At 60.4% G+C, this 13,936-nt stretch carries 9 protein-coding genes; 5 read left to right on the top strand and 4 right to left on the bottom strand.

What is annotated here, in order from left to right:
* Window positions 1-63: 63 nt before the first annotated feature.
* From DQG19_RS11400 to DQG19_RS11385, 4 genes are all read left to right on the top strand, one after another.
* Entirely contained in the window at window positions 64-2,325 is a 2,262-nt protein-coding gene (locus DQG19_RS11400; RefSeq protein WP_116126376.1) for a sodium-translocating pyrophosphatase, read from the top strand.
* Window positions 2,326-2,439: 114 nt separating this feature from the next.
* Window positions 2,440-2,955 carry an energy transducer TonB gene (locus DQG19_RS11395; RefSeq protein ID WP_116126375.1) on the top strand — a complete coding sequence of 172 codons (516 nt, stop codon included), beginning with the start codon at window positions 2,440-2,442 and terminating at the stop codon, window positions 2,953-2,955.
* Between the two features lie 72 nt (window positions 2,956-3,027).
* Window positions 3,028-3,432 carry an energy transducer TonB gene (locus DQG19_RS11390; RefSeq protein WP_116126374.1) on the top strand — a complete coding sequence of 135 codons (405 nt, stop codon included), beginning with the start codon at window positions 3,028-3,030 and terminating at the stop codon, window positions 3,430-3,432.
* A 97-nt stretch (window positions 3,433-3,529) separates the two neighbouring features.
* Window positions 3,530-4,678 carry a 5-(carboxyamino)imidazole ribonucleotide synthase gene (locus DQG19_RS11385; protein ID WP_116126373.1) on the top strand — a complete coding sequence of 383 codons (1,149 nt, stop codon included), beginning with the start codon at window positions 3,530-3,532 and terminating at the stop codon, window positions 4,676-4,678.
* An 8-nt stretch (window positions 4,679-4,686) separates the two neighbouring features.
* Here the strand turns inward: DQG19_RS11385 and DQG19_RS11380 are convergent, their stop codons facing one another.
* The 4 genes from DQG19_RS11380 to DQG19_RS11365 all read right to left on the bottom strand — a co-directional run bounded on the left by DQG19_RS11380 (window position 4,687) and on the right by DQG19_RS11365 (window position 12,373).
* On the bottom strand, window positions 4,687-6,453 hold the full coding sequence (locus tag DQG19_RS11380; protein WP_198661729.1) for an alkaline phosphatase: 1,767 nt from the start codon (window positions 6,451-6,453) through the stop codon (window positions 4,687-4,689).
* Between the two features lie 24 nt (window positions 6,454-6,477).
* On the bottom strand, window positions 6,478-7,575 hold the full coding sequence (locus DQG19_RS11375; RefSeq protein ID WP_116126371.1) for an alkaline phosphatase: 1,098 nt from the start codon (window positions 7,573-7,575) through the stop codon (window positions 6,478-6,480).
* Window positions 7,576-7,646: 71 nt separating this feature from the next.
* On the bottom strand, window positions 7,647-9,395 hold the full coding sequence (locus DQG19_RS11370) for a RagB/SusD family nutrient uptake outer membrane protein (protein WP_116126370.1): 1,749 nt from the start codon (window positions 9,393-9,395) through the stop codon (window positions 7,647-7,649).
* A gap of 20 nt (window positions 9,396-9,415) precedes the next feature.
* Window positions 9,416-12,373, bottom strand: a complete 2,958-nt coding sequence (locus DQG19_RS11365; protein ID WP_116126369.1) for a SusC/RagA family TonB-linked outer membrane protein — start codon at window positions 12,371-12,373, stop codon at window positions 9,416-9,418.
* A gap of 533 nt (window positions 12,374-12,906) precedes the next feature.
* Here DQG19_RS11365 and DQG19_RS11360 point away from each other — a divergent pair.
* On the top strand, window positions 12,907-13,932 hold the full coding sequence (locus tag DQG19_RS11360; RefSeq protein WP_116126368.1) for a hypothetical protein: 1,026 nt from the start codon (window positions 12,907-12,909) through the stop codon (window positions 13,930-13,932).
* Window positions 13,933-13,936 lie beyond the last annotated feature (4 nt).

The following is a 13,936-nucleotide window of genomic DNA, read 5'->3' as shown; positions in this document are numbered from 1 at the left end:
TCGCTTGTCATCGAAGACGGATCTCACCTCTTTCTTCAAAACAAGTTAATCTCCCTAAAATTTATGGTTTCAACTATACTCTTGGCAATACCCGTCCTGGGTATCCTGGCCCTTATTTTCATGGCGATCCGCTACAGCTGGGTCGGTAAGCAAGACCCCGGTAACGAGCGTATGGTCCGCATCGGGGAAAACATCGCCGACGGCGCGATGGCCTTCCTGCGGGCGGAGTACAAGGTGCTCGCCATCTTCGTCGGCGTAGTGGCGGCCCTGCTTATGGTCACCGCCGATGCCGCCACCTCCAGCTGGATGATCGGCGTGAGCTTCATCCTCGGCGCCATCTGTTCGGCCCTGGCCGGCTTCATCGGTATGCGCGTGGCGACCAAAGCGAACGTACGTACTACCCACGCCGCCCGGGAAAGCCTAGGCAAGGCCCTCGGCGTCGCTTTCGCGGGCGGCTCGGTCATGGGGCTGGGCGTGGTCGGCCTCGGACTGCTGGGCCTGGGCGCGCTTTTTCTGGTGTTCCAGGGCATGTTCGTCCCGGATACCGTAGTCAACGGGACCGTGGAAGCGCAGCAGGCCATCGTGCGGGTGGTCACCGTCATTACCGGATTCAGCTTTGGCGCCTCCTCCATTGCGCTCTTCGCCCGCGTGGGCGGCGGCATCTACACCAAGGCCGCCGACGTCGGTGCCGACCTCGTGGGTAAGGTGGAAGCCGGCATCCCCGAAGATCACCCCCTTAACCCCGCCACCATCGCCGATAACGTAGGCGACAACGTGGGCGACGTAGCCGGTATGGGTGCCGACCTTTTCGAATCGTACGTCGGGTCCATCATCGGTACCATGGTGATCGGGGCGGCCTTCATCGTGTTGCCGGAATTCGCGCAGAGCGAAATCGGCGGCCTCAACGCCGTACTGTTGCCCCTCGTGGTAGCCGGTATAGGTATCGTAGCCTCCATTGTCGGCACCTTCTTCGTCCGCGTGGGCGAGGGTGGCGATCCGCAGAAGGCACTGAACACCGGGGAGCTGATCGCCGCGGCGATCATGCTGGTGCTGACCTTCTTTGCCGTGACCACCCTGCTCCCCGACAGCTGGACCATCAACTACGACGGACTGGGCAAGCCGCTGACCGATCCACAGGGCGATCCCGTCAGCTTCGCCTATACCAATATGGGCGTCTTCTACGCCATCATTATGGGCCTCGTAGCCGGCCTGGGTATCGGCTACATCACCGAACACTACACCGGTACCGGCACCAAGCCTGTACAGGGCATCGTGGACCAGTCGCTGACCGGCTCCGCCACCAACATCATCGCGGGACTGGCCGTGGGTATGCGCTCTACCGCCCTGCCCATTCTGGTCCTCGCGGCTGCCATCATCGGCGCGTACTACTTCGCGGGACTTTACGGCATCGCCATCGCCGCCGTAGGTATGCTCTCCAATACCGGTATCCAGCTGGCGGTCGACGCCTACGGGCCGATCTCCGACAACGCCGGCGGTATCGCCGAGATGGCCAACCTGCCCAAGGAGGTACGCGAGCGCACCGATAAGCTCGACGCCGTCGGTAACACCACCGCCGCCATCGGTAAGGGCTTCGCCATCGGCTCCGCCGCCCTGACGGCCCTGGCGCTCTTTGCCGCCTTCATGCAGACGGCCGGCATCACCAGCATCGACATCGCCAACCCCTACGTGATGGCCGGCCTCTTCCTCGGGGCCATGCTGCCCTTCCTCTTCAGCGCCTTCTCCATGGAGGCTGTGGGCCGCGCCGCCAACGATATGATCCAGGAGGTACGCCGGCAGTTCCAGGAAATCCCCGAGCTGAAGGCCGCCCTCGAGGTGATGCGCCGCTCCGGACACGACGAGACGAAATGGTCCCCCGCCGATAAGGCCACCTTCGATGCCGCCGACGGCAAGGCCGACTACGCCAAGTGCGTGGAGATCTCCACCGAAGCCTCCATCCGCGAGATGGTGATGCCCGGACTGATCGCGGTACTCGCGCCCGTCGTCGTCGGCTTCGCGCCGCGCCTGTTCGGGGCCGACGTGGGTGCCGAGATGCTGGGTGGCCTGCTGGCCGGCGTGACCTCTGCGGGCGTCATGATGGCCATCTTCCAGAGTAACGCCGGTGGCGCCTGGGACAACGCCAAGAAGATGTTCGAGGAGGGTGCCTCGGTTCAGGGTACGGTCTACTACAAGGGTTCCGAGCCCCATAAGGCCGCCGTCGTCGGCGATACGGTCGGTGACCCCTTCAAGGACACCTCCGGTCCCTCGCTCAACATTCTGCTCAAGCTGATGAGCGTAGTGGCGCTGGTGATCGCACCGCTGCTGTAAGCCGCGGCCACCGTCCGCCAGGACACGCCCCCCGGAATACCTTCCGGGGGGCGTTTTTTTTGGGTCCGCCCACCAAAATCCGGGTCCGCGGCATCGTAACTTCAAACACCCACTATGAAGACTTTCGACTCTCCCTATTTCCGACTGAGTGCCGCGCTGGCCGTCGTTGCCCTGCTGTTTGGCTTTTTTGTCGCTACCCCCACCGCCCCGCGGGTGACCACCGTACCCGCTGTCGAAGTGGAAGTTGCCAAGGACCGTGACGTGTTCAAGGTCGTGGAGCAGATGCCCCTGTTCCCGGGCGCCGACTGCGGCGACCTGGAAGACTACGCCGACCGCAAGCCCTGCGCCGAACGGGCCCTCCTGGACTACGTCTACGACCACGTCAAGTACCCAAAAGAAGCCAGGGACCGCGGCAAGCAGGGGATGGCGGTGGTCAGGTTCGTGATCGAGCCTCACGGCGTGATGTCCGATATCCGGCTGGTTCGCGACCCCGGCGCCGGTCTCGGCGAGGCGGCCCTGAAGGTGGTCGGCAAGATGAAGAACGACAATACCCGCTGGGAGCCCGGACTGCAAAAGGGAAAGCCGGTGCCGGTAGAGTTCAACCTGCCGATCCGCTTTAAGCTGGAGTAGCGGCGGGGTTTGCCCCACCCCGGCGGGTCCACGGGCAAGCAGGTAGTAATCAGCAACTAAACCCACAGTAGCATGCACGAACAGCTACCCGAAGACGAGATCTTCAAGATCGTCGAGCAGATGCCCCTTTTTCGCGCGGAAGCCTGCGGACAGCTCGAAGCCTACGCCGAAAGAAAAGCGTGCGCGGACCAGGCCATGCTAGAACATATCCATCAACATATTACGTACCCGCCGCAGGCCAGAGAAATAGGTAAAGAAGGCCTTGCCGTGATCACCTTTATCGTAGAAACGGATGGAAGCATATCCAATATTCGGCTCGCTCGGGATCCGGGGGGCGGGCTGGGCGAGGTCGCTTTGGCGGCGGTCGAGCAAATGGAGGCGAACGGGGCACGCTGGGAGCCCGGGATACAAAAGGGTAAGCCGGTACGGGTGCTGTTTCATTTGCCCGTCAAGTTTCAGATCACGGGAGCAAACTGATCCACCGGTAGCTCACTCCCGGTAGCGCGACCCCCGGCGGAGGAGGGCGGCGGCTGCGATCCACGCCGGGTTGTGTTGCCTTGCGTACCTTTCGGGCATGTCTACTTTCCCCAAAATCGGCATCCTCGGCGGCGGTCAGCTCGGTAAGATGCTCTGTCAGGCGGCCAGCGCGTGGCACCTGCCCGTGTACGTTCTCGACCGCGACGAGGGCTTTCCCGCCGCGCCCTACGCCACCGTCTTCGAGCGGGGCAACTTCCGCGACTACGACGACGTCATGGCCTTCGCCCATAACCTGGACGTGGTCACCATTGAGATCGAGCACATCGATACCCGGGCCCTCCACGACCTCGTAGCGCAGGGCGTGAAGGTGTACCCCCAGCCCGACAAGATCGACCTGATCAAGGACAAGGGCCTCCAGAAACAGTTCTACGCCGACCACGGCATCCCGACCACCGACTTTCAGCTCTTCGGCACCAAGGAGGAGGTGATTCGGGCGGTGGACGCAGGTGCAGTGTCTATCCCGTTCGTTCAGAAGACCCGGACCGGTGGCTACGACGGGCAGGGAGTGGCGGTGATCCTGCACGACCGCGACCTGGAGGAGAACCTCCTCGACGGTCCCTGCCTGATAGAGGACCTGGCCGACATCGATAAGGAACTGGCCGTCATCGTGGCCCGCTCGGCCACGGGGGAGATAAAGGTCTTCAATACCGTGGAGATGGAATTCCACCCCACGGCCAACCTGGTGGAATTCCTGGTATGCCCCGCCGCCCTCGATGGCGACACCGACGGTCGCGCCAGCAAACTGGCCGTAGACGTGGTCCGGCATATGGAGATCGTGGGCCTGCTGGCCGTCGAACTGTTCCTGACCAAGGACGGGGAGTTGCTCGTCAACGAAGTAGCCCCCCGCCCCCACAACAGCGGTCACCACACCATCGAGGCCTGCGCCACCAGCCAGTACGAGCAACACCTGCGGGCCATACTCGGCTTGCCGTTAGGCGACCCCCAGCTCCTGCGCCCCGCCGCCCTGATCAACCTGCTCGGGGAAGAGGGCAGCACCGGAGATACCGTGTACGAAGGCTGGATGGACGTACTGGCCATCCCGGAAGTCCACCCCCACCTGTACGGAAAAGCGGAAACGCGGCCCTTCCGCAAGATGGGCCACCTGACCGCCCTGGGCGATACGGTTGCGGTAGCCCGGCAGCGGGCCGCCCGCGCGAAGGAACTGCTGCGTATCGTGGGCGCCTGATACCTCTCTCAGGGGCGGGACAGGGCCGCCAGGATCTTGGCGTGAATCTCCGTATTTTCAAAAACGCCCCGGAAGGCTCCGGCGCCCGGGCCGTAGGCAAATACGGGAACGAGAATACCGGAATGGTCCACGCTGAGAAATTCCGCCCGCACGGTACCATCGTGGTCGCCGCCCGCCACGCCCAGTCCACCGGTTTCGTGGTCGGCGGTGACGATCACCAGCGTTTCGCCGTCGCGGTCCGCGAAGCGTAGCGCCGTGGCCACCGCGCGATCGAAGTCGAGCATCTCGGTGACGACGGTGGTGATGTCGTTAGCGTGGCCCCCGTTATCGATCTGAGCACCCTCCACGAGCAGGAAGAAGGGCCGTTCGTCGTCTTCCAGTACGGAGAGGACGTGGCCAACGCCGCGCGGGAGGAAGTCGCCTCGCCCGGCCAGGATCGTCGGCATCTTTTCCGCCCCGTGATACACGGCCCGTGGCGTGGTGAGGTCACGAAATTCCTCAAGTTGAGTGGTGGTAAATCGGGCATCGATCATTTGGTCCCGCGACTTTCCGCCGGCCACGAAGAAGGACAAGCCGCTACCCACCAGATCGTCGACGATGCCATCGGTGTCGTCCCGCTCGGGCGTGTGCGCGTAGAAGGCGGACGGCGTAGCCCCGTAGATGGCATCGGTAGTGACGATGCCGGTGCGGAAGTCGCGCTCGGCCAGAATTTCGATCAGGGTGGGGAGGGGACGCCCCGCCGTGTCCACGCCGATGGCGCGGTTGTTGGTTTTGCGGCCGGTAGCCATGGCCGTACCCGCCGCGGCGGAGTCGGTGACCGGATCGTCGGCCGACGCCGTATTCATAAGGCCCACGTCGCGCAGGTTGGTAATTGTCAGTTGGCCCCCGTTGGCCAGCCGCGCCGCTGAGAGTTGCGCCAGACCGTTCCCGTCGCCGATCAGCAGGATGACGTTGCGGGGCCGGCCCGCGGGATCAATCCGGTAGGCGGGCGCGTAGACGGTCGTGGCGGAATCTGCTGTATAGGTGTTTGTGTCAAGCCGGTCCAGGAAAGCGCGGGCAGTGGCGGGTTTATCGGTATTGATGTACCCTACCCCCAGCTTCGCCAGCCGGGCCCAGGCCGTTTTCGTGTCCGGTGTCGCCCAGAACCGGAAGGGTTTACCGGTAGCGGCGGCGCGTTGCAGGACGGAATCCACCCGCGCCTGGTCCGCCGCCGTCATCCGGCCGTAGCCGTTCCAGACGGAGTAGGGCGTGAAGGATTGGCTGATCAGGGCCACCCGGTCCAGGTTCACCCGGTCCAGGTCGTCCAGCCGCTGGTGGTCAAACCGGATGAAAGGGGGATAATTGTCGTAATCGTCGGGGCGTGGCCGGTTGCCGGAGATGGCAAAGGTCACGGCATCATTGTCCGTCAGGGTAGGATAGGCCGCAATTTCGGCCACCACCTTATCCAGCGTGGAATACGCGTCGGTCTTCAGGTCCACGAGCAGTTGAACGGGGCGCAGGGTACCCTTCGTCGCCAGCCCGTCCAGGGTCTCCAGGTACTCGCCGGCGAAGGTCTTGCCCGGGGTGATATCGTCGTGGCCGTGGGCCGTGTACAGCGTGTCGTTCCGGAGTACCAGGTCTACCTCGATGGATGCCGCGCCGGCACTGTAGGCCTGCCAGAAGGGAACTTCCCGCAGGTAGTCGTTGTGGGAGTGTACCCGGTAAGTTTCCTGGGCGGGCAGGGACACGCAGAGGGCCGGGAGCAAAAAGAAAAGGAGGTGATGGCGGAGGGACACGGGCATTACTTTAGTGACCTAGAATTACTGTTCCGTTCGAACGGCCCGGAGCAGGCGCGTGAAAATTTCGTTGTTCTGGTAGATCCCCGGGAAGTGGTCTTCGCCCGCGCCTTTGGCGAAGATCGGCACGAGTTCGGCACTGTGCTGGTTGGAATTGAAGCTAACCGCTACCTCGTCGGGGATTTCCTTCCGCTGCCCGAACACCACCTGCGAATGGTAGCTTTTCGCCAGGCTCACCCCCCCGGTCTCGTGGTCGGCCGTGACAATCAGCAGGGTATTGGGGTGCTCCTCTACGTAATCCAGAAGTATCCCGAGCGTCTTATCGAAGTCCGCTACCTCCCGGATCAGCATGGTATCGTTCTCCGCGTGTCCGGCCCAGTCGATGTACGATCCTTCCACCATGAAGAAGAAGGGCGCTTCCTGGTGCGAGAGGTAATCCAGTCCCATCCGGGCCGCGTCGGGCAGGAAGTCGCCTCGCCCCTCGACTTTGGACGGCAGGGATTCCGGGGCTAACAGGTAGCCGTTCTTCCGATCGGGGTCGGCGGCGGAAAGCTGCAGGCTATCGAGGCGGTAGCCCTGCGCGGCGAGTTCCCGGTATAGGTCGCGGCCGTCGCTACGTCGCCTGAAGTAGTCCAGGCCCCCGCCCGCGAAGAAGTCCACGCCGCTACCGACCAGGTGGGCGGCGATGTCCTCGTGCTGGTCGCGGTCGGCCACGTGGGCGTAAAAGCAGGCCGGGGTGGCGTGGGTGATCGAGGTCAGGCTGACCAGCCCGGTCCGGTACCCGTACTCCTCCCGCAATTGCTCCAGGATGGTGGGTACGGCTACGGTATCGGGAGAGACAGAGATCGCCCGGTTATACGACCGTACGCCGGTGGCTATCGCCGTAGCCGCCGCGGCGGAATCGGTCACCTTATTGCTCACGCTGTTGGTCTTGACCAGGCCAATCTTGGTAAAACGCTGAAAATGGGGCGTCCCCTCCCCGAAATAGAACGCCGAGGATACCTGTGGAACGCCCATACCGTCACCGATAAGTAAGATCACGTTGGGCGGTTGCTGGGCGAAGGCCGGCACGTTCAGGGTGAAGCACAAAAGAAGGGTCAGCGGAAAGAAGAGGTAGCGCATACGGAGGTGGCTTGATAAAAACGGCCGACGGGAAACCCTGTCCCCGCCGGCCCCGATGAAGAATGAAGGTGCTAGTAGCCTACGTTTTGCTGCAGATAGCCCGGGGTGTTGGAGGCCCCGTCGATGGCCGATTGCGGAATCGGGAACAGGCGGTTCTGAGGATCGCTGTCGGTTTTCTCCGTCCAGCTGTCCTCGTACTTGCCGAAGCGTATCTGGTTGGTCCGACGCAGGCCTTCCCAGTAGAATTCAAAGCCCAGCTCCCGGAATAGGATGTCCAGGTCTATGCTTTCCAGCGCCGCCGGAACGGGCTCGCGCGCCGTGCGCGACGTGCGGACCGTGTTCACGTCGGCCAGGGCACCGGCTTCGTCTACGGTGCGCAGTCTTGCCTCGGCCCGCATCAGGTACATCTCCGCGAGACGCATCAGTACGATGTCGATGCTGCTGTAGTTATTCGCGTTCGGGGACGTACGACTGAAGGCATACTTGGACACGCGGTAGCCCTTGGAATGGAGGCGACCCTCGTTGGTGAAGTCGATCTGCAGTTCGTGATTGACGTAGTCCACGTCCCGGTCGGGACCGTTGCCCTTGATCTGAATGACGGGGTAGATACGGTAAACGTTGGGATCGTCGTCGCAGCGCAGGAACGCGCCGTTCTCATCCTTCCGCGGCCCCCAGATGACGCCCCGGATGATGCCCCGATTGAATTCGTACTCCTCGGCGGTGGTGCAGTAGTAGTGTTCTTCGTCATTGGCCGGCGTCACCCCCGTCAGGTCGCGCAGCTCTTCCGGTACTTGCTGGTTTTGCATATAGAAGCGGTTATCCGCCTCGGCCGGATCGACGTCGTACGCCTCCGTCCAGGAACGGTAAAAGTCGGGAGTGATGGCCGGTCCGTCGGTGCCGTCGGAACTGGGAAATTCCGGGCGTCCCCACATCGAGCCCGCCAGCGACCAGTACGTCCACCGGCTGTGTTCCTCCTCCAGTACGCCCCGCTGGTCCAGGGCGAAGATCAACTCGCGGTTACCGGAGTTGGTGTCGTCGAAGAGCGCGAAGTATTCCGGGCTCAGTTCGTACAGTCCGGAGTCGATCACTTTACCGGTATATTCGATGACCCGGTCCATATCGTCCTGCGTGAAGTTAGGCGTCCCGTAGGGGTCGCGGTATACGGCCGCGTTTAGGTGGAGGCGGGCCAGGAAGCCCCAGACGGCCGTTTGCGTCATGCGGCCTGCCCCCCGGTCGGTATTGATGACGTCGACTACCGAGGTGAATTCACTTTCGATGTAATCAATCGCGGCCTGTCCACGTAGAATTTCCGACGTTTCGAAGGAATTCTCCTTCCGGAATACGACGCCCCAGCTGTCGAGCATCAGCATATTCAGGTATCCGCGCAGGGCAACCATCTCATACAGGGCGGCCTGGGCTTCTTGATTGCCGTTATCGGCCAGGGGGCGCAGGGTTTCCAGGGCTGTGAGGGTCCGGGAAATGTTGCGGGTCAGTTCGTTCCAGGAAGTGGTGACCAAGTCGTTGGTCGGCGTGATACTGTGCGTATGGGCTGCCAGGAACTTGCCGCCGTCGAACCAGTCGGTGCCGCCGCGGTGGGGAAGAATAGCTTCGTCGGAGGCGAGGAGCTGCAGGCCGTAGTAGTTGGTGTGGCGCCAAGTCCAGGATACCTGCCCGTAGGCCGGTGCAATGGCCCCGCTGATGGTTTCCGATAGGCCGCTGCCCGTGAATGATTCGTCCAAAACGACTTCCTGCAGGTCGGTACAGGCACTCAGGATAGTCACTGAACCGACCAGGAGGGTGGGGCGAAGTAAGTTTTTCATTGGGTTATTTTGCTGGGGGGTTAGAAAGTGACGTCCAGGGAGAAGAGGACCGTACGGGCCCGCGGGTAGCTGAAGTAGTCGATTCCGAAGGTCTGGATGTCACCGACTGAGCTGCCGGTATTGATCTCGGGGTCGAAGCCGGAGTAGTCGGTAAAGAGGAGCAGGTTCTGGCCGGTCACGGACAGGCGGATGTTCTGGACGGCCTGCCCGATACCCAGCCGTTCCAGGTCGAAGGTGTAGCCCAGGGTAGCGTTGTTCAGCCGAAGAAAACCACCGTCCTCCAGGTAGCGGGTGGAAACGCGATTTGAGTTGGACACGTCCTCGTCGGGGTACTGTACCGCCAGGTCAGTGGTGTTGAGCGAATTGGCCAAGTTGCCTTTGCTAAAGATGGAAAGGGCTACGTGGTTGAAGATCCGGTTGCCGGCCACCCCGTTGAAATTGACGCCCAGGTCGAAGTTCCGCCAGGCGATGTCGGCGTTCAGGGCATAGATGTACTTCGGCAGCGCGGTACCTGCGGCGAAGCGGTCGTTGTCCAGGATCTCGCCGTCGCCGTTGCGGTCGGCGAACAGGTTCAGTCCGTCCTCGCCGATGCCCAGAAAGTCTTGCAAGAAGAAGGTACCGATCGGCTCCCCGTTCAGGACACCGTTGACGGTGGCGCCGGTCTGCCCCGCTCCGATCACCGACCCGGTGGTCAGTATGCTGTAAGGGGAGTCGGTCACCTTGTTGGTAGTGTAGGAAACGTTGCCACCGATGCCGTAGATGAAGTCGCGACTTTCGTTGCTGCGGTAGTTCAGCGCGAGTTCCACCCCCGTGTTACGGATCTCCATATTGGGGATATTGGTCCAGTAGCGGTCGGTGGGCTGAATCGGATCGACGGGGGCAACCTCTAACAGGATGTTCTCCGACACCTTATTAAAGGCATCCAGGTTACCGGTCAGGCGATAGTTGAATAGCGCAAAGTCCAGTCCGACGTTCGTTTGGGTCGATACCTCCCACTGGATGTCGGGGTTGGCCAGGCGGGTGTAGATCGTCCCGTAGGGGTACTCGCTCAGCGTCGTAGCGCCCGGGTCAAGCGGATAGGTATTATTGCCGGTATTGCTTTCGGTGAAGCTGGCCTGGGTGATCTTGGCCGGTATTTCCTGGTTGCCGGTCTTTCCCCAGCTACCACGGAGCTTGAGGTAAGTAAGTACGTCCCCGGCGGGTAGGAAATCTTCGTTGGTTATGTTCCAGCCCAGGGCTACGGAGGGGAAGTAGCCGTATTTATTATTGGTGCCGAACTTGGACGAGCCGTCGGCGCGCATGGTTACCGTGACCAGGTAGCGGTCGTCAAAGCCGTAATTCACACGGCCGAAGAAGGACTGTAGTTCGTTGATCGTGGCGAAGGCCGACTGCCGCGTTGGTTCGCTGGCTGCCCCTACTTGGAAGCGGGGCTCTACGCCGTTGTTGGGGAAGCCTTCGGTAAAGAAGGCCTTTTGGTTTACCTCGATCTGCTGGTAGGTATGGCCGGCCAGGAGGGTCAGGTCGTGTGCACCCCGGTCCCATTCGTAGGTCAGCGTATTTTCCGCTTGGGTATTAGTGTTGGAGGTGGTATAGGTATTCAGGCTTCCCAGCTCGAAGTCCGTAATGCTGGGGAAGGGCAGGTACTGCACGTCCCGGTTGGTCGTCGAGTAATCGACCCCCACGCTGAGGCGATACGTCAGGCCCTCCACGATTTCCAGGGACGGGGAAATGTTGGCCAGGAAGCGGTTGTTAAGGGCGATGTCGTCGAAGATGCGCTCCCGTACCAGGGGGTTGATGTTGTCTCCCACGAGTTCCGGAAGCGCGTCGCCGGCGGTGGCCGGGAAGGTCGGGTTGAGCTGCAGCATGTCCGTCACTACCGAGTTGCTGTTGGCACGGTTATTCTCAAAGCGGGTGGCGGATAGATTCAGGGCTACGCTGAGCCGGTCGTTCAGCCCGCGTTGGGTAAGATTGAGCCGGCCGGCGTACCGTTGCAGGTCGTTGTTCCGCAGGATGCCCTCCTGGTCGTCGGCGGAAAAGGAAGCGAAGTACGACCCGCTGCCCGCCCCCCCGCTCAGGGAAAGATTGACCCGGTGGGTGTTGGCTGTACGGGTCAGTTCGTCCTGCCAGTTGGTAGTTGCCCCGCCGTCGTTCAGTACCCCGTTGATGGCATTGATCTGCGCACGAAATTCGTTGGCCGAAAAAACGTCGATCTCGCGGGCCAGCGAACCCACGGCGGTGGAAGCCGAAACGTTGATCTGCGATTGCCCCGCCCGGCCCTTCTTCGTAGTGATCACGATTACCCCATTGGCCGCACGTGCCCCGTAGATGGCCGCGGCGGAGGCATCCTTCAGCACGTCGATGCTTTCGATGTCCGCGGGGTTGATGAAGTTGAGCGGGTTGGTGGGTACGCCGTTACCGGAGTTGTCCAGCGCGAAGCCGTCGACTACGAAGAGGGGAGTCGTGCCGGAGCGCAGACTGCCTACCCCCCGGATGACGATATCCTGGGCCGCTCCCGGTTCTCCGCTGGCTGCGGTAACGTTAACGCCGGCGACCTTGCCCTGGAGCAGTTGCCCGGGATTGACTACGACGCCCTTGTTAAAGTCTTTGTCGCTGACGGAAGCAATGGAGCCGGTGACGTCGGAACGTTTCGTAGTACCATAACCCACTACCACGACCTCATTCAGTTGGGTGGCGTTGTCCTGCAGCACGATTGACAGTTCCTCTTCGTTGCGTACGATGATTTCGCGGGGCTGCATGCCTATATAACTTAGGCGAAGGGTATCGCCCACGGCGGCGGAGACTTCAAAACGGCCATCAATGTCGGTTACGGTTCCGGAGCCGGAGTTTCCGACCATTACCGTGACGCCGGTCAGGGGCTGGTTATCAATATCCCGGACCGAACCGGAAATGTATTCGGATTGGCCGTATCCATAGGCGCTGATTAAAAACGCGCAGAGCAGGCAAAGCGGTAATTTCATATACTGTGAGTTAGCTGGCCGCAAAGCTATTTGCTACCGTAGCGCACTGAAAAAGTTAGCCCGTTACGTTTGCGTTAAGTTGCCCGCCCGTGTATTACGGTAGTATTAACCCGACCCTGCCAACCGTCAGCTGAATTCGGACGCCAGCGCATCCTGCGCTACCCCACCACCACCGAAGAATTCCGAACAACAGGTACCAGGCAAAAGATCCCTGGTCCTCTTCTCTTGTGGGTTTCTTTACTACTATCGCCGGAAGGATAAGCAGGGCGCTTTTCAGTCTGTGCTGACCAACGGCTACCGGTCCCTGCTGACGCTACTAGAAAATTTATATGCAAGTTTAAACTTGATGAATCCGATATATTCCGGTACATTACAATTAGGCCGTCGGAACACCGGAATATACACATCCCGATTTATTTATCTGCCAGTCCGGGCGATACCCTTTAGTATCCTATCCTAAACCTTTGCTTCGCGGTGGTCCCCCAGACCCGGCCGGGAAGGTAGTTTATTCTCTATTCACAACGGATCACACTATGAAACACTTATGGTTAGGCTTAGTATTATTGGCCAGCACCCAGCAGCTATTTGCCCGTGTATTGCGGGTAAACAACTCGGTAAATAGTACTGCCGAATATACCGACCTTACTACGGCCCATGCGGCGGCGGAGGCGGGGGACACGCTAATGGTTGAGGGCTCTAGCATCGGGTATGGTAGATTAACTATTACGAAACAGCTGACGATTATCGGGCCTGGATATTTTCTGGGTGAAAACGCCAAAGCCCCCGCAAGCCTGAGTGCAATCGTCGGTCAGTTCTTTATCAAACCAGGAGAGAATAATGATCCAAGCGCTGGTGGCGTAGGTACCGAGATTATCGGTCTAAGCTTTACTGAGGAAGACAATACCAGTATTATTGTAAGCGCTAATAATGTTTTGATAGCAAAATGCTTCCTCAGCCGCGACATATATATTGGAAATGTCAACGCTATAACTATCGTACAAAACTTTTCGATCGCCAGTTATGCGCTGAGATTTGCAAATGCTTTTGGAGCGGTGGCTAATAATTTAATTTTTACCAATAATATTGTAAATAGCTTTCGGGTCCACGATATGTCATCCGGAGTAGTAAACCATAATTTGTTCTTAGGTGCTGATGTACATATAACAAATTTCGTGGGCGAATTTCGTTCTAATATTCTAGCGAGTACAAGGAGTGAGGATATTAAAGTTTCTACAGTAGGGGTTGGTAATACATCCCATAATACAGCTGCAACCGGCCAGATTGGCGACGACCACTACAACAACACATCAACGCCTCCGGAAATTTTCGTCGGTGAGTCCGGCAACAGTACCGATGGTCAGTACCGCTTACAGCAAGACGCAACCGCCGCCACGGGCAATGCCCACGACGGTACCGACCGTGGCCCGTTCGGGGGCGAACTGCCCTACGTGCTGTCGGGGCTGCCGGACCTACCGGTTATACTAACGCTACAGGTGCCCGGCGCCGCCCACCCATCTTCCACGCTCAGCGTCACCTTACGGGCTATTTCCGGCCACTAATTCC

Source organism: Lewinella sp. IMCC34183 (genome assembly GCF_003390915.1).
In the GTDB taxonomy this organism is placed as follows: domain Bacteria; phylum Bacteroidota; class Bacteroidia; order Chitinophagales; family Saprospiraceae; genus Neolewinella.
Note: the sequence above shows the minus strand (reverse complement) of the source record. Positions and strands in the feature narration are given on the sequence as shown.

What these genes read in the sequence shown, in the direction of transcription:
- DQG19_RS11395 (WP_116126375.1), top strand. Translation starts at nt 2,440, where the DNA reads ATGAAGACTTTCGACTCTCCCTATTTCCGACTGAGTGCCGCGCTGGCC.
- DQG19_RS11360 (WP_116126368.1), top strand. Translation starts at nt 12,907, where the DNA reads ATGAAACACTTATGGTTAGGCTTAGTATTATTGGCCAGCACCCAGCAG.
- DQG19_RS11365 (WP_116126369.1), bottom strand. Translation starts at nt 12,373, where the DNA reads ATGAAATTACCGCTTTGCCTGCTCTGCGCGTTTTTAATCAGCGCCTAT.
- DQG19_RS11375 (WP_116126371.1), bottom strand. Translation starts at nt 7,575, where the DNA reads ATGCGCTACCTCTTCTTTCCGCTGACCCTTCTTTTGTGCTTCACCCTG.
- DQG19_RS11390 (WP_116126374.1), top strand. Translation starts at nt 3,028, where the DNA reads ATGCACGAACAGCTACCCGAAGACGAGATCTTCAAGATCGTCGAGCAG.
- DQG19_RS11385 (WP_116126373.1), top strand. Translation starts at nt 3,530, where the DNA reads ATGTCTACTTTCCCCAAAATCGGCATCCTCGGCGGCGGTCAGCTCGGT.
- DQG19_RS11370 (WP_116126370.1), bottom strand. Translation starts at nt 9,395, where the DNA reads ATGAAAAACTTACTTCGCCCCACCCTCCTGGTCGGTTCAGTGACTATC.
- DQG19_RS11400 (WP_116126376.1), top strand. Translation starts at nt 64, where the DNA reads ATGGTTTCAACTATACTCTTGGCAATACCCGTCCTGGGTATCCTGGCC.